Annotated in this window: 13 protein-coding genes and 2 pseudogenes; 9 read left to right on the top strand and 6 right to left on the bottom strand. The window is 61.7% G+C overall.

From position 1 onward, the window contains the following. The 3 genes from ASC97_RS29520 to ASC97_RS29510 are packed head-to-tail and all read left to right on the top strand — an operon-like array spanning position 1 to position 1,970. A complete protein-coding gene (locus tag ASC97_RS29520) occupies positions 1 to 360 on the top strand; it encodes a YciI family protein (protein ID WP_057471893.1) in 360 nt (119 codons plus the stop codon). Between the two features lie 4 nt (positions 361 to 364). Then, positions 365 to 724, top strand: a complete 360-nt coding sequence (locus tag ASC97_RS29515) for a YciI family protein (RefSeq protein ID WP_057471892.1) — start codon at positions 365 to 367, stop codon at positions 722 to 724. Positions 725 to 728: 4 nt separating this feature from the next. Then, the gene (locus ASC97_RS29510) at positions 729 to 1,970 is read left to right on the top strand and encodes an RNA polymerase sigma factor (RefSeq protein ID WP_057471891.1); all 1,242 of its coding nucleotides are present in this window, start codon (positions 729 to 731) and stop codon (positions 1,968 to 1,970) included. Here the strand turns inward: ASC97_RS29510 and ASC97_RS29505 are convergent. Next, positions 1,941 to 2,900, bottom strand: a complete 960-nt coding sequence (locus ASC97_RS29505) for a lysylphosphatidylglycerol synthase transmembrane domain-containing protein (RefSeq protein ID WP_057471890.1) — start codon at positions 2,898 to 2,900, stop codon at positions 1,941 to 1,943. The two genes, ASC97_RS29510 and ASC97_RS29505, sit on opposite strands and share 30 nt — an antisense overlap. A 68-nt stretch (positions 2,901 to 2,968) precedes the next feature. On the opposite strand from ASC97_RS29505, the gene ASC97_RS29500 reads away from it, so the two are divergent. Continuing rightward, positions 2,969 to 3,985 carry a glycosyltransferase family 2 protein gene (locus ASC97_RS29500; protein WP_057471889.1) on the top strand — a complete coding sequence of 339 codons (1,017 nt, stop codon included), beginning with the start codon at positions 2,969 to 2,971 and terminating at the stop codon, positions 3,983 to 3,985. Further along, on the top strand, positions 3,978 to 5,474 hold the full coding sequence (locus ASC97_RS29495) for a glycosyltransferase family 39 protein (RefSeq protein ID WP_057471888.1): 1,497 nt from the start codon (positions 3,978 to 3,980) through the stop codon (positions 5,472 to 5,474). Before ASC97_RS29500 ends, ASC97_RS29495 begins: the two co-directional genes overlap by 8 nt. 8 nt (positions 5,475 to 5,482) lie before the next feature. On the opposite strand, the gene ASC97_RS29490 is transcribed toward ASC97_RS29495, so the two are convergent. After that, on the bottom strand, positions 5,483 to 6,850 hold the full coding sequence (locus ASC97_RS29490; RefSeq protein WP_057471887.1) for an aspartate aminotransferase family protein: 1,368 nt from the start codon (positions 6,848 to 6,850) through the stop codon (positions 5,483 to 5,485). An 83-nt stretch (positions 6,851 to 6,933) separates the two neighbouring features. Between ASC97_RS29490 and ASC97_RS29485 the strand changes: the two genes are divergently transcribed. Then, entirely contained in the window at positions 6,934 to 8,286 is a 1,353-nt protein-coding gene (locus ASC97_RS29485) for a glutamine synthetase family protein (protein WP_057472074.1), read from the top strand. A gap of 8 nt (positions 8,287 to 8,294) precedes the next feature. On the opposite strand, the gene ASC97_RS29480 is transcribed toward ASC97_RS29485, so the two are convergent. Further along, a complete protein-coding gene (locus tag ASC97_RS29480; protein ID WP_057471886.1) occupies positions 8,295 to 9,239 on the bottom strand; it encodes a diacylglycerol/lipid kinase family protein in 945 nt (314 codons plus the stop codon). Between the two features lie 315 nt (positions 9,240 to 9,554). Here ASC97_RS29480 and ASC97_RS29475 point away from each other — a divergent pair, with 315 nt between their 5' ends. Together ASC97_RS29475 and mgtE are read left to right on the top strand one after the other, a co-directional pair. Further along, the gene (locus ASC97_RS29475; protein ID WP_057471885.1) at positions 9,555 to 10,772 is read left to right on the top strand and encodes an MFS transporter; all 1,218 of its coding nucleotides are present in this window, start codon (positions 9,555 to 9,557) and stop codon (positions 10,770 to 10,772) included. Between the two features lie 331 nt (positions 10,773 to 11,103). After that, a complete protein-coding gene (gene mgtE, locus ASC97_RS29470; protein ID WP_057471884.1) occupies positions 11,104 to 12,480 on the top strand; it encodes a magnesium transporter in 1,377 nt (458 codons plus the stop codon). Positions 12,481 to 12,510: 30 nt separating this feature from the next. Here mgtE and ASC97_RS29465 read toward each other — a convergent pair whose 3' ends face one another. Then, entirely contained in the window at positions 12,511 to 12,984 is a 474-nt protein-coding gene (locus ASC97_RS29465) for an Lrp/AsnC family transcriptional regulator (protein WP_057471883.1), read from the bottom strand. Positions 12,985 to 13,131: 147 nt separating this feature from the next. Here ASC97_RS29465 and ASC97_RS29460 point away from each other — a divergent pair. Beyond that, positions 13,132 to 14,039, top strand: a pseudogene (locus ASC97_RS29460) (DMT family transporter). Between the two features lie 45 nt (positions 14,040 to 14,084). Here ASC97_RS29460 and ASC97_RS29455 read toward each other — a convergent pair. Both ASC97_RS29455 and ASC97_RS33690 read right to left on the bottom strand, forming a co-directional pair. After that, a complete protein-coding gene (locus ASC97_RS29455) occupies positions 14,085 to 14,612 on the bottom strand; it encodes a GNAT family N-acetyltransferase (protein WP_082530228.1) in 528 nt (175 codons plus the stop codon). Positions 14,613 to 14,621: 9 nt separating this feature from the next. After that, positions 14,622 to 14,753 (bottom strand): annotated as a pseudogene (locus ASC97_RS33690) (4Fe-4S dicluster domain-containing protein); the annotation flags it as partial. Positions 14,754 to 14,773: the final 20 nt, after the last annotated feature.

Below are 14,773 nucleotides of genomic sequence, written 5' to 3'. Positions count from 1 at the left end.
ATGAAGTACCTCTGTCAGATCTGGTTCGACACCGAGACAAGCAAGCTCGTGCCGCAGGAAGAATGGGACGTCCTGACCCAGGAGTGCATCGCCAGCGACGACCAATGGCGCGACCGGGGCGTGCTGGAGACGGCGCTCGCGCTCCAGGAGCCGTCGGCTGCCGTTACGCTGCGCATCAGAAATGGGACGGCGGCGGCAACCGACGGGCCATTCGCCGAGATAAAGGAGCATCTTGGCGGCTTCGTGCTGATCGAAGCGCCTGGCATGGCCGAGGCAAAGGCGGTCGTCTCCACATTCCCAATACTGAAATATGCATCGGTGGAGATACGCCAGGCCTATTCGATCAAGGACGGGAGATGATGCGATGCGTTTTGTCTGTCTTATCTACAACTCTGCCGACGTCGACGGTACGCTGACGGCTTCTGAGACCGACGATATCGTCCGGGACCATTTCCGTGTGGACGAAGAACTGCTGCGCGACGGCACGCTGATCCATGCCGACGCGCTGGAGCCGCCTGAAACGGCCGTCGTGCTTCGCGTTCGAAACAGCGAACTCAGCACCACGGATGGCCCCTATGTAGAGACGAAGGAGCACCTGGCCGGACTCTACGTGATCGACGCGCCGGACATGGAAACGGCCAAGGCGGTCGTCGCACGCATTCCCTGTGCGCGGGTGGGAGCCGTGGAGATTCGCCCGGTGAGGATCCTGACGCTGCCGGAGTGAAACCTTGGAAAACGTGATCGAAGATATCTACCGATCGCAGTCGCGCCGGGTATTGGCGACTCTCATCCGCCTGCTCGGCGACTTCGACAAGGCGGAGGAAGCCCTGCATGACGCATTCGCGGCAGCGGCACGCACCTGGCCGCGCGATGGCGTGCCCGCGAATCCGTTTTCATGGCTGGTATCGACCGGCCGCTTCCGTGCAATCGACCATATTCGCCGCCGTTCGCGCTTCGACGCTTCGTCCAAGGACATCGAGGACAGTCTCTATTCCTCTGCCGATGAAGAGGAGATCGGCGACATGGATCTTATCGAAGACGACATGCTCCGGCTGATCTTCACGTGCTGCCATCCGGCGATTCCATCCGATGCACAGATGGCGATGGCGCTTCGCGAGGTCTGCGGCCTGACCACGGAAGAGATTGCTCATGCGTTTCTGGTTCCCGCGCCAACGGTGGCGCAGCGGATCGTCCGCGCCAAGAGCAAGATTCGCGCAGCGGGAATTCCCTACGAGGTGCCGGGCCGCCAGGAGCTGCCTCAACGGCTCGACCGTGTACTGCACGTGATCTATCTCGTGTTCAACGAGGGGTATTCGGCCTCCTCCGGCAGCGAAATGATCCGCACGGATCTCGCCCTCGAGGCCATCCGGCTTGCGAGGCTGCTGGCCGCGCTTCTGCCGCATCCGGACGTTTCCGGATTGTTGTCGCTCATGCTGCTGCAGGATTCCCGCCGTCTTGCGAGATCCGGTCCCAACGGCGAACTTGTGCTCCTTGCCGACCAGAACCGAACCATCTGGGATCGCGGCATGATCGCCGAAGGACTGAGACTGCTTCGGGAGGTCATGGGGCGAGGCGAAATCGGGATCTATACGTTGCAGGCGGCCATCGCTGCCGAACACGCGCGGGCGAAGACGCCGGAGGATACAGACTGGCGGCAGATCGCTGCCTACTACGACCTCCTGCTGTCGGTACAGCCCTCGCCGATTGCCGAACTCAATCGTGCCGTCGCCATCGCCATGCGGGATGGGCCCGCAGAAGGGCTGGATCTCGTCGATGCGATTCTTCGATCGGGCGATCTCGGCTCCTACCATCTCGCCCATTCCGCACGGGCGGACTTCCTGCGACGGCTTGGACGCAAGGAGGAGGCCGTCGCAGCTTACGAGACGGCGCTGGCTCTCTGCCGGCAGGCACCGGAACAGGCATTCCTGAGGAAGCGGATTTCAGACCTTGCGGCGGCCGAACGGCAATGAGATTGCCGTGCCCGTCAGCGCCGAGACGATGACCAGCAGGTGGGCATTGACGCTTGCCTGAGCCAGTGCGGCAATGGCAGTCCTTTCGGTCGGCGCTCCGAGCGCCATCGCACCGGCGGTTATCCCCGCCGGATAGGTTCCGACGCCACCCGGCGCATGCATGGGCAGGACCGACGACAGCTCGCCGCCGAGTGCACCGCCAAAGCTGGCTGCCGCAGGCGAAACGCCCATCAGCCGCAGCGCCCAGGCCAACACCAGGACCTTGACCAGCCAGTTGATCACCGTCATCGCCCAGGCTCGCGCAAAGGCAGAGGGATTTGCCGGCAAACCGTGCTCGACCTCGGCAACAAACTTCCGAGCCTTCGACGGGAGCAACTTGCCCCCGAACTGCAACAGCGGCCTGCGAGCGGCGAACGCCACCACCGGAAGCAACAGAAAGACGGTCCATGCCAGCCACGCCAGAATGCCCCGCGAGGATTCGAGGGCGAAGCCCATGCCGGCGGCAGCCAGCAAAGCGTGCAGGTCCAGAAGCCGCATGACGAACAGCGCAGACGTACCCCTGGCCAACGGAATTCCAAACTCCGTGCGCATCAGCAGCGGAAAGCTGGTCTCGCCTGTCCGAAACGGCAACATGATGTTCAGCAGGTTGTGGATCTGGGTGACGCGGAACAGGGCCCGGAAGCGGCCGGAGGTTTCGCGCGGAAAATAGTCATAGATACGCCAGGTCCGCAAGAAATAGGTACTGGTCAGGAGGGCAAGCGCTGCAACAACGGGCAACGCACCGACTTGAGCCCACTGACCGAGGATGGATGACCACCCCCAGAACCATTCGATGAACAGCGCATAGGCGGCGACGATCGCCACCGTCAACAGCGCCATTCGATTGCGCGCAAACCAGGATTGTCGGCTGGCAACAACCGGAGACTTCATGTACTAGCTTCCTGACTTCGATCGCTAAATAACGGTGCGACGACGCGGCGTTTTAGGAGAAATTAGAGTTGCAGACAACGGAAGAGTCACTTTCAGACGCCATCGACGCGGCAGTTCCGCTCGAACTGTCGCTGGTCGTCCCCGTCTTCAACGAAGAAGAGAGCGTTGGCCCTCTCGTCGACCGCATCTGCGCGGCCATGGCGGGCTATCCAAGCCGCTGGGAGCTCATTCTGGTTGACGACGGCAGCACGGATGCGACACTCGCCAACGCCCGCAAGAATGTTGGCCGGGATGACCTCGCGCTGAAAATCGTCGAACTACAACGGAACTTTGGCCAGACGGCCGCCATGCAGGCCGGAATCGACACGGCCGCCGGCCGCCTCATCGCAACCATGGACGGCGATCTGCAGAACGATCCGAACGACATCCCTGCAATGGTCGTCGAACTCGAGCGACGCGAACTCGACCTTCTCGTCGGCTGGCGCCAGAATCGGCAGGATGGATTGCTGCTCCGCAAGATCCCCTCGTGGTGCGCCAACTACCTGATCGGCCGCACGACCGGCGTCAAGCTGCACGACTATGGCTGCAGCCTCAAGATATACCGCGCGTCCGTCATCAAGCAGGTCAAGCTGATGGGCGAGATGCATCGGTTCATTCCGGCGTGGGTGGCGGGTGTGGTCCCGAGCTCGCGCATCGGCGAGATGGTCGTGACCCATCATGCGCGCGAACACGGCCAGTCGAAATACGGCATATCCCGAACGTTCCGTGTCATCCTCGACCTGCTCTCGGTCATGTTCTTCATGCGATACAAGGCGCGCCCCGGGCATTTTTTCGGTTCGCTCGGCCTCGGCCTCGGCGCCATCTCGGCGTTGGTTCTCGTCTACCTGTTCGTCGACAAGTTCATCATGGGCAACGACATCGGCACCCGACCGATGCTGATGGTCGGCATCGTTCTGCTTCTATCCTCGGTGCAAATGATCACAACCGGCATTCTGGCCGAGATGATCGCGCGCACCTACTATCGCGACGACGCCTCGCCGAACTATATCGTCCGACAGATTTTCGATGGAAGCGAGAATGCGTAATCTGCTGGCGCGCAAGCCAGACGCAATAATACTGCTTCTGGCGGGATATTTTTGCCTGACGTTTGTCACCCGATTGCTCATGCCTCACGGCATGCGCTTCGACGAATCGCAGCAAGCCTTCTTCTCGCAATGGCTGACGTCCGGCTATGATTCCCAGCCGCCGCTCTACAACTGGCTTCAGACAGGCGTCGTGTCCCTATTCGGACTGTCGCTCGCGACGATCTCCGCGACCAAGAATCTCGTCCTGTTCCTTGTCTACCTGAGCTATTACAAGCTTGCCCGCGAGGTGCTGGAGGACAAGCTGTTTGCTGCGATCGCGACGCTGTCCCTGCTCACCATTCCGCAACTTTTCTGGGAAGCGCAACGGGATCTGACGCACACGGTTGCGCAGTTGCTGACGATCAACCTCTTTCTCTACGGCGTCATCAGGACACTGAAGGCGCCGTCGCTTGCGTCCTACGCGTTCGTTGGCATCGCACTCGGCCTGGGAACGCTGTCGAAGTACAATTTCGCGCTCGTCGCAATAGCAGTACCGGTCGCGGTCTGGCTGCATCCGGACGGAAAGGCTCGCCTCCTCGACCGTCGCTTCCTGTTGTCGCTGGTCCTTGCCCTCGTGATTTTCCTTCCACACGGCCTGTGGCTGCTCGACAATCTTTCGCTCGCCTCCACTCGCACGCTCGGTATCATGGAGCAGGATGCGCCGCAAACCGCGCTGGCGAAACTTGCCCAGGGACCGTTCAAGTTCCTCCGGCTTATCGTCGTCATCCTGGCCCCGACCGTGGTTGTCTACTGCATCGTGTTCGGAAAGTCGTTTCTGCGAAGCGCACGTTCTGTCACCGTGTGGACGCGTTTCTTCGATGCGTTGTTCGTGACGATCGCGCTCCTGGTGCTGGTTCTGATCCTGGCGATCGGCATGACCTCGTTGCGCGACCGATGGCTGTTGCCATTCCTGTTTCTCATGCCGATCTATTTTTGCCTGAAGATGCAGGCATCCGGTGTCCGGCCGGAAAATTTCGCGCGCCAGTTCTTCTGGGTGCCACTGGTCATGATGATCATCATCCCAGCCTCGCTGCTGACGCGGACCAGCTTCCCGACCTTGTTCCACAGGTATGAGGCCTACAATGTTCCCTATGCTGATTTTGTCGGGAAGATCGTTGCCGAGGAAGGGAGAAAGCCGGGCCTCGTCCTAACCGACGACTGGATCCCCGCAGGCAATTTTCATCTACAGACGCCTGATGTTCCGATGATGTCGATGTTCTTCCCCAACCTGAAGGTCGGTTACGACTGGACGGCCGACAAGCCGATCCTGCTTGCCTGGCTTTCCTCGAGCGACCAGATCGTCGTTCCGTCATCGCTGACCGAGTGGGTAGCCTCCAATCTCGGCACCCAATACACGGCGATAGAAGCCAAGCAGGCGGCTATCGGCTACGCGCGCGGCAACCCCGACGACAAGCAGCGCTTCGGCTATGCCTGGATCTACCCGAAGTAACCCGTGCGTCAGGCCTTCAGCTCCTTCCAGGCAGCATCCAGCGCGATCTTTGCAATCCGCCCCATCTCATCGACCTCGTCGTGGCTGATGACCAGCGGTGGCGAAGCGAGCATGCGGTCGCCGGTTGCCCGCAGAACGAGGCCGTTTGCCAACGCATGATTGCGGACAAGCGCACCGACCGCATCCGGCTTTTCGAACCGTGTTCGAGACGCCTTGTCCGACGTCAACTGGAGAGCGCCCATGAGCCCGATGCTGACGGCCTCCCCGACAAGGTCGTGACCGGCGAGTCCGCTCCAGACCGTTGCAAAATATGGACCGATATCGTCCCGGACCCGGTCGACCAGCTTCTCGTCCTCGATGATCCGCAGGTTTTCCAGCGCCGCCGCGGCACAGACCGGATGACCGGAATAGGTGAAGCCGTGGTTGAAATCGCCGACGTCGTTTATCAGGACCTCGGCGATCCGGTCGCTCACCAGCACGCCGCCGATCGGCAGGTAGCCTGACGACAGCCCCTTGGCGATCGGAGCGAAATCGGGCTCGACACCGAAATACTGATAGCCGAACCATTCCCCAAGGCGACCGAAACCGCAGATGACTTCATCGGTCACGAGCAGGATGTTGCGGGCCCTGCAGATGCGGGCGATTTCCGGCCAGTAGGTTTCGGGCGGGATGATAACGCCGGCGGCGCCCTGCACAGGTTCGGCGACAAACGCCGCGACGTTCTCCTCCCCGAGTTCGTCGATCTTCGTATCCAGCTCGCGAGCAACCCTCAGCCCGAACTCGGACGGCGACAGGTCGCCTCCTTCGCCGTACCAGTAGGGCTGACCGATGTGGGCGATGCCCGAGATCGGCAGATCGCCCTGCTCGTGCATGTATTTCATGCCGCCGAGGCTCGCGCCTGCGACGGTCGAGCCATGATAACCGTTCTTGCGGGCGATCACGATCTTCTTCGATGGCTTTCCGATCGCGCTCCAGTAAACGCGCGCCATACGGAACCAGGTGTCGTTGGCCTCGGAGCCCGAGCCGGTGAAGAACACGTGATTGAAGCGCGGACCGGCGTGCGACGTCACCTTTTCGGCGAGCAGGGTCGCCGGTGTCGTCGTGGTGCCGAAAAAGGTGTTGTAGTAGGGAAGTTCATTCATTTGCCGTGCGACGGCATCGGTAATTTCCTTGCGGCCATAGCCGACATTGACGCACCAGAGCCCGGCGAAGCCATCCAGGTACTTCCTGCCGTGATTGTCCCATATATGAACGCCTTCGCCACGCTGGATAATACGGGTGCCGTCGGCGTTCAGCTTCTTCATGTCGGAGAACGGATGCAGGTGATGGGCAGCATCGACGGCAGCGAGGTTGGAGCGCGCGTAAGTATCGGACATGATTTGCAAAACACCTTCGGAGATTGAAAGCCTCTTCCCAATGGGTTAGGACCTTGGACTTGTCCGAGGGGATTTTCAAGATCATGGCGAACGACAAGTTGCATGGCAAAGCTGCGGGCGGCGATCCGCGCATCGAAATCCTGCTTGTCGGCATGAATGGCGATTTGCGCGGCAAGCAGATCCCGCTGGACGCGCAGAAGAAGATCTGGGCCGGCGGCGTCCGGCTTCCCTCCTCCACACAATCGCTCGACATCTGGGGAGACGACAACGACGATATCACCGGCCTTTCGCTTTCGGTCGGCGATCCGGATGGCAACTGCATTCCCGACAAACGCAGCCTGACGGCGATGCCCTGGGCACCAGAGGGCTCCATGCAGGTTCTCGCCACCATGCACGAGTTCGACGGCACGCCGAGCTTCATGGACCCCCGCGCCATCCTTGCATCGGTGCTGAAGCGTTATGAGGACCGCGGCCTCACCCCAGTCGTCGCAACTGAACTTGAGTTTTATGTCGTGGCCGACGACTGGCGGGATACCGGTCGCCCATCACCGCCGAAGAGCCTTACCTACCAAGGCGAACCGAACGGTTTCCAGCTCTATGACATGAGCGCAGTCGATGCGCTCGACGACTATCTGCAGACGGTGCGCGCCTATGCCAAAGCCCAGGGCTTGCCGGCGGATGCGACAACGGCGGAATTCGGTCCCGGACAGTTTGAAATCAACCTGCTGCATCGCCCGGATGCGCTGGCGGCCGCCGACGACTGCATCTATCTCAAGCGGATCGTCGAACAGGCGGCTCGCAAGCATGGGCTGAAGTCCACCTGCATGGCGAAGCCCTATTCGGAGCATGCGGGTTCCGGACTGCATGTGCATGCAAGCGTTCTCGACCGGGACGGTCGCAATGTTCTCGACGCCAATGACGGCGAGCCGACGCGGCTCAAATCCGTCTGTGCCGGAATGCTGCAGACCATGCGCGAGGCGCAACTGGTCTTCGCTCCCTTTGCCAACTCCTATCGGCGCTTCCAGCCCGGCTCGTTCGCCCCCGTCGATCTCACTTGGGGTTACGGTCATCGGGGCACCGCGATCCGCATTCCCGACATGAACGGACCTGCCGCGCGCGTCGAACATCGCGTGGCCGGCGCCGATGCCAATCCCTATCTGTTGCTGGCAGCCATTCTCGGCGGCATGCTGCTCGGCCTAGACAACGAACTCGATCCCGGCGAGGAGACGACGCCCTCCCATATGCCTGAGAATACGACAAAACTGACCCATGATTTTCTGACGGCAGTCGAGGCATTCCGCGCCTCGCCGTTCATCGCCGATGTCTTCGGAGAGCCCTATCGGAGGCTCTATGGCGACACCAAGCGCAAGGAGGCCATCGCCCATCTGCGAACGGTCTCCGATTTCGACTATCGGACGTATCTTCCGCGCCTTTAAGGAGCGCGTCAGATCGTCGTTTCGCGCCGTTCCGTTTCGTCGACCTGCGCGGCGAGCCCCTGTTCCACAAGGACCTTCAACTCTCCGGGATGCAGTTTGAGCGCGACGTCGCGCTCCAGCGGCAACAGTTCGCCGTCCATCACGCAATTGGCCTTGGCGTGCAGTTTCGGGAAATGCAGATGCACTTCGGCCGGGTGCAAGATCATGACGTCGGCGTTCTCACGGACTTTCCCTCGAAGCAGGTCTATCGCCAGGCGTGCGACGCCCAGCGGCTTCAATGGCTTTGCGGTGTAAAATCCCAATTCGCCGCTGGTGAGGCTGTCGGCATAAAGCAGCGCATTCGCGCCAAAAGGATTGTTCGACACGGACACGGCCGAAACCTTGCGGCGTTCACGGATGCCCGCGGCCTCGAACTCGACCTCGAACTCAGGCGGGTTGAGCACAACACCGAAGGCCGCCCGGGTACTCGCCCGCATCTTGCCGATGCGCGAGCGATAGCTGTAGGAATTGCGATAGCGCACCATGCGCGCATGCAGGCCGGCGGAGAATTGGTGAATGAACGGCCTGCCGTTGGCGCTGGCTATATCGACGTTGTCGACCTCGCCGAATGCGAGGACATCCAGCGCTTGCCAGATATCAAGCGGAACCCGCAACGACCTGGCGAAGAGGTTCATCGTTCCCGCGGGCACGACGCCCAAGGCGACACCGTTCTTCCACGCAATCGATGCTGCAGCGGATACGGTTCCGTCCCCACCGCCGGCGACGATCCCGTCGATGTCGTCGCGGCGGGCAGCGCGTTCCATCGCAGGGACGATTTCGCTGCCGGAGAAGACGACGGCATCGAAATCGTGGCCGGCCTTCCTGAAGACAGCTTCGGCGTGTTTTTCATATGCCGCCATGTCGGTGGTCCTGAACGTACCGCCGTCTCGATTGAAAAAACCTATAAGTTTCATGCGGTTCCTGTGATCCGTCAGCTTGAGCGCTCGCCTGTACCGCGCTGCTTAAAGATGGTCCCTACTCCAGTGATTTCAAGCAGATACTTCCGTCGCGGGAGAACGCGCCCCTGCTGAACGCCGCCTTCGACGGCGAACGTATGCACGAACAGGGATGCTGCAGTGCAGAAAACGCACGCGACGCCTCGTGACAAATCACCGATAGATACTATGTTGGGCGTCGTCCAATCCCCCTTCATTCCTGATTATTCGGCCACGGCAGCGAGCCTGCCATTGTCCCTTCATTCAAGCATTGCATGCTCAAGGAGCTCGCACGTGAGCCAGATCGCCGTAAACGATTCCATCGATACCAGCCCGGCAGCCGAAGCGCCTTCGCCGATGGCGGTTGCCCTGGTGCAGCTCGCACTTGCCTGCGGCGGATTTGGAATCGGGACAGGCGAATTCGCGATCATGGGTCTGCTTCCCAATGTCGCCGACACTTTTTCGGTGACGACGCCGCAGGCCGGATACGTGATCAGCGCCTATGCGCTCGGCGTCGTCGTCGGCGCTCCCGTCATCGCCGTGCTTGCGGCAAAGATGGCGCGGCGCTCGCTGCTGCTGTTGCTGATGGGCATCTTCGCGGTCGGGAATATCCTGAGCGCGATGGCTCCGACGTTTGACAGCTTCACCATCCTGCGTTTCATCACCGGCCTGCCGCACGGCGCCTATTTCGGCGTGGCGGCCATCGTCGCCGCCTCTATGGTGCCCGTCCACAAACGCGCGCGTGCCGTCGGCCGGGTCATGCTAGGCCTCACCATCGCGACGCTGCTGGGCACGCCGCTCGCGACCTTTTTCGGCCAATCGCTGGACTGGCGTGTGGCCTTCACATCCGTCGGCGTGATCGGCCTCGTGACGATGGCGCTGATCTGGTACTACGTGCCGCGCGATGAGGTGGAGGAAGGCGCAAGCTTCATCCGTGAACTGGGCGCCTTCAAGCGGCCGCAAGTGCTTTTGACGCTCGGCATCGCCGCAGTCGGCTACGGCGGCATGTTCGCCATGTTCAGCTATATCGCGGATACAACGATGAAGGTGGCAATGCTGCCCGCGAGCATGGTTGCCGTCATGATGGTGCTGTTCGGTGTCGGCATGAACGTCGGCAATCTGATCGGCTCCTGGCTTGCCGACAAGTCCATCATGGGCACGATCGGCGGCTCGTTGCTGTTCAACGTGGTGGTGCTCACGCTCTTCTCGCTGACGGCGGCAAGCCCCGTCATGCTGGCGCTATGCGTCTTCCTCATCGGTTGCGGCTTCGCCGCTGGCCCTGCCCTCCAGACCCGCCTCATGGACGTTGCAGCCGACGCCCAGACGCTGGCAGCAGCCTCGAACCATTCGGCCTTCAACATCGCAAATGCACTCGGCGCCTGGCTTGGCGGACTGGTCATCGCGTGGGGCTACGGCTTTGCCGCGACGGGCTATGTCGGCGCCGTTCTATCCTTCCTCGGGATGTTCGTCTTCGCAGCGTCCCTGCGCCTGGATCGTCGCAGCCGGGGTTAACGGAAGCTTTGCCTCAGTCTACGCAGGCCTTCCGTCGGCGCAGACGCTGCTGAAACGCAGCCGATCGGCAATCATGAGAAATGCCGCACCGTCGAGCTGCGGCATTCTGGCGTTAACCACCTCTGACACTTGACTTTTCCGTGGTTTGCGACCACCTACTGTCTGACGCGGAGGACGCCCGTCTTTCGCGGATATCAACGGAGCCATCATCACGATGCCAAGCGACAGTAGCAGTCGATTGCCTTTGCCGTACGCGGCCCTCGTGCGCTGACCGATTTCCGTCGGGCTCGCCCGTCGGACGCTACGGCGGATCGACGGAAAGGCGAGCTTAATGAACATCAATCGCTTCCCTCCTCGGGTCGGCCATGCCGCCCGTTTCTTCACCGGTGACAATCTCGGCGCAATCACCACGGCCGAGCGTGTCGAGCGGCTGAACGCACTCGACGTATCCGAAGCAGCGGCTATCCTCGCCACGCTGCCGCAGCAGAAGGCCGTCCGCATACTGGGGCGCCCCGAACTGCACAATGCCGCCGCCATGCTGCGGGACATGCCGACCGATCAGGCAGCGCGGCTGCTGAACGCAACCGCGAACGACCGGGTGGCCGACCTCTTTCAGGAAATGGGCGAGGACGCGCGCGCGCACCTCTTCTCAAAACTCGATCGCACCACCGCGCTCGCCGTCCAGCATCTCATGGGCTATCCGCCGAGGACGGCCGGCAGCATCATGACGACGGAATTCGTCAGCGTGCCGGCCACCTGGACGGTGGGGCAAACGCTGGAACATGTGCGCAAGGTCGAGCGCTCGCGCGAGACGGTCTATGCGATCTACGTTCTCAACGCGGAAACGCAGGCACTGGCGAGCGTCGTGACGTTGCGGCGCCTCATTACCGGCGAACCGCAGGACCCGGTTCTGAGCGTGGCCCAGCAGGGCGGCATCGTCCGGGCCGATCCGCTGATGACGCAGGAAGACGTGGCGCGGCTGATCCGCAAGCACAACCTTCTGGCGCTGCCCGTCATCGGCGAGGACGGGCATATGCTCGGAATCGTGACCGTGGACGATGTGATCGACACGATGATCGCCGACCAGACCGAAGATGCCCAGAAGTTCGGCGGCATGGAGGCGCTCGGCAAGCCCTATATGAAGATCAGCTTTGCCGGAATGATCCGCAAACGCGCGGGCTGGCTGTGCGCCCTGTTTCTCGGGGAGATGCTGACCGCAAGCGCGATGCAGCATTTCGAAGGCGAACTGGAGAAGGCGATCGTGCTGACGCTCTTCGTGCCGCTTATCATGAGTTCCGGCGGCAACAGCGGATCGCAGGCGACGTCATTGATCATCCGCGCACTCGCCCTGGGCGAACTCAAGCTGTCGGACTGGTGGCGCGTGCTGGTGCGCGAGTTGCCGACCGGCATCGTGCTTGGCACGATCCTCGGTCTCGTCGGGTTTGCCCGCATCGTTCTGTGGCAGAATATCGGGCTCTTCGACTACGGCGAGCACTGGATACTCGTCGGCTGGACGATCTTTGCAGCCCTGATCGGCATCGTGACGTTCGGTTCCATTGCCGGTTCGATGCTGCCGTTCGTGCTGCAGAGACTGCGGCTCGATCCGGCGAGCGCGTCAGCCCCCTTCGTCGCGACTCTGGTCGATGTGACCGGTCTGGTGATCTATTTCTCGGTGGCCCTGATGATTCTCAGCGGCACGCTGCTTTGACCATGGTGACGGGGCCTGCTTGGCCCCGTTTCATTTCGCCTCGGGCAATTTCAACGGGCCGTGCGTCTTCATGCTGCGGATCGCGAAGTTCGACCTGATGTCGCTGACATTGGGCAGTGTCAGCAAGGTTTCCGTGAGGAGCCGTTCGTAGGCGGCCAGATCCTCCACCACCACCTCCGCCAGGAAGTCGGCGGTCCCCGATATCAGAAAGCACGACACGATTTCGGGGATGGCGAGAAGGGCCGCCTGCTGCGCCTCCGAGTTCTCGCGGCTGTGATGCGCAACCTTGAACTCGACGAACACGGTCAGGCCGAGGCCAACCTCCATGCGGTCGATATCGGCGCGATAGCCGCGAATGACGCCCGCCCTCTCCAGGTTTCGAATACGGCGAAGGCACGGCGACGGCGACAGATTCACCTTCTCCGCGATCTCCACGTTCGTGGCGCGCGCATCCTCCTGAAGACACTTCAGGATCGCGAGATCGAATTTATCCAGACTTGGCATATTCGGAACCATTCAATACCAATATTGGCAGATCATTGCGCATCGTAAGTCATCTGAGCCACAGATAGCAAGGACATGCCTCGGCATCTCGCCCTATTCTTCCGACCGGCCCGGACAAAGATCCGGAGGCGACGAGAGGATTGATCCATGACCGTTCTTGCATTCTCCAATTCTAAACCTGCATCGGCGGCCGCGGGATATGCCGGGGCTGTCACCACCGTCCTGATCTGGGCGGCCTGGATCCTTGCGACGCGACACAGCGTCGCGACGCAGCTCGGCACGATCGACATCGGCCTTCTGCGCTATGGCGTTCCGGCGCTTGTGCTGGCGCCCGTCTGGCTCAAAATCGGCCTTCTTCCCAAGGGCGTTCCGCTCGCTCCGCTAGCCATGATGGTCGCGGGTGCAGGGGCCGTCTTCTTCCAGTTGACCACGTCGGCGATCCACTCGACGCCGGCCGCCGCCGCCGGAATCCTGCTCGGCGGATCCATGCCGCTCGCCGCCGCGCTGATCGGCGTCGTGGTCTTTCGCGAACGTCCCGACACCGCGCGCTGGATCGGACTGGCGGCAATCGTTACCGGCATGATCATACTGCTCGCTCACAGTCTTTCCGGCACGGTTCTCCCGTGGAGCAGCTTCGTCCTCTTGCCGTCGGGCGCCGTCCTGTGGGCGGGCTATACGCACGCCTACCGCCGCTCCGGCCTGACGGCGATCCAGCAAGCTCGCTGATCGCCATCTGGTCGTTCCTCATTCATGTCGGCCTTGCGGCTGTCTTCGGCACGTCAATCATGGAGGCATCCCTGCCCGAAATCGGCCTCCAGGTGCTCAGCCAGGGTGTGCTTTCGGGCCTTGCCGCCACCGTCGCCTATGGCATTGCCGTGCAATCGCTGGGTGGCACTCAGGCAGCAGCATTCACAGCCGTTACGCCCGTCCTGGCAACGCTGGGCGGCGCCTTGCTGCTTGGCGAGGAGATTGGCGTGGCTGAAATTTCAGCGGCAGCGATCACCGGGATCGGCGTGGCGCTCTCGACCGGTATCGTTTCAAGACGTCGCTCGTAGAACGCTGCGCCAGCCGGGGCCGCAAGCCCCGGCCGCCCTGCTACGCTAGAACCGAAGAGACATGGCAACACGCCGGTCCGGGTCCATTCCGCTTTCGACCTCATCGAGAAGCTTCCTGCGTAGGAACGGCGGTAATCGCTCGTCGTCGAGCAATTCAAAGCCCAAGGAGCGATAGAACGGCGCATTGAAGGCAACGTGGCGATCGGTCGTCAGCGCCACCCCCGCAAAACTCCGAGTGCGCGCCATCTCGATCGCCTCAAGCATCAGACGCCGTCCCACACCCCGTCGCTGCCATTGCCTGATCACATCGAGCTCAATGACGTAGAGCGTGTTTTCCATCTCGGTGCCTGCGAGAAATGCGATGGGCCGATCCCGATCGTCGACCGCGACGATGAGAAGGGTTTCCCACAGCGACCGGTCGAGGACCCCCAGCGGCAAGGCATGGGCTTCACGCTCAACACCCAGTGCCTCCGCGAGGGTTAGGAAGGCGTCGATCTCGATCCCGGCCATCAGCGGCAGCTCGTCAGGGCGTGCCAGCCGAATCGCAAAGTCTCCAGCCGGCGTTTCGCTCATGCGCGAACCTCACATATTCGGATAGACCGGTCCCTCGCCGCCCTGCGGGGGGACCCAGTCGATGTTCTGGTTGGGGTCCTTGATGTCGCAGGTCTTGCAGTGGACGCAGTTCTGGGCGTTGATGACGAAGACTTGCCTGCCCGAGTTCGCCTATAATATCT

Source organism: Rhizobium sp. Root1203 (genome assembly GCF_001424945.1).
Lineage (GTDB): Bacteria > Pseudomonadota > Alphaproteobacteria > Rhizobiales > Rhizobiaceae > Rhizobium.
Note: the sequence above shows the minus strand (reverse complement) of the source record. Positions and strands in the feature narration are given on the sequence as shown.

Excerpts from the sequence above, each read along its gene's own strand:
- ASC97_RS29520 (WP_057471893.1), top strand. The coding sequence starts at position 1 with ATGAAGTACCTCTGTCAGATCTGGTTCGACACCGAGACAAGCAAGCTC.
- ASC97_RS29515 (WP_057471892.1), top strand. The coding sequence starts at position 365 with ATGCGTTTTGTCTGTCTTATCTACAACTCTGCCGACGTCGACGGTACG.
- ASC97_RS29505 (WP_057471890.1), bottom strand. The coding sequence starts at position 2,900 with ATGAAGTCTCCGGTTGTTGCCAGCCGACAATCCTGGTTTGCGCGCAAT.
- ASC97_RS29495 (WP_057471888.1), top strand. The coding sequence starts at position 3,978 with ATGCGTAATCTGCTGGCGCGCAAGCCAGACGCAATAATACTGCTTCTG.
- ASC97_RS29490 (WP_057471887.1), bottom strand. The coding sequence starts at position 6,850 with ATGTCCGATACTTACGCGCGCTCCAACCTCGCTGCCGTCGATGCTGCC.
- ASC97_RS29485 (WP_057472074.1), top strand. The coding sequence starts at position 6,934 with ATGGCGAACGACAAGTTGCATGGCAAAGCTGCGGGCGGCGATCCGCGC.
- ASC97_RS29480 (WP_057471886.1), bottom strand. The coding sequence starts at position 9,239 with ATGAAACTTATAGGTTTTTTCAATCGAGACGGCGGTACGTTCAGGACC.
- mgtE (WP_057471884.1), top strand. The coding sequence starts at position 11,104 with ATGAACATCAATCGCTTCCCTCCTCGGGTCGGCCATGCCGCCCGTTTC.
- ASC97_RS29465 (WP_057471883.1), bottom strand. The coding sequence starts at position 12,984 with ATGCCAAGTCTGGATAAATTCGATCTCGCGATCCTGAAGTGTCTTCAG.
- ASC97_RS29455 (WP_082530228.1), bottom strand. The coding sequence starts at position 14,612 with ATGAGCGAAACGCCGGCTGGAGACTTTGCGATTCGGCTGGCACGCCCT.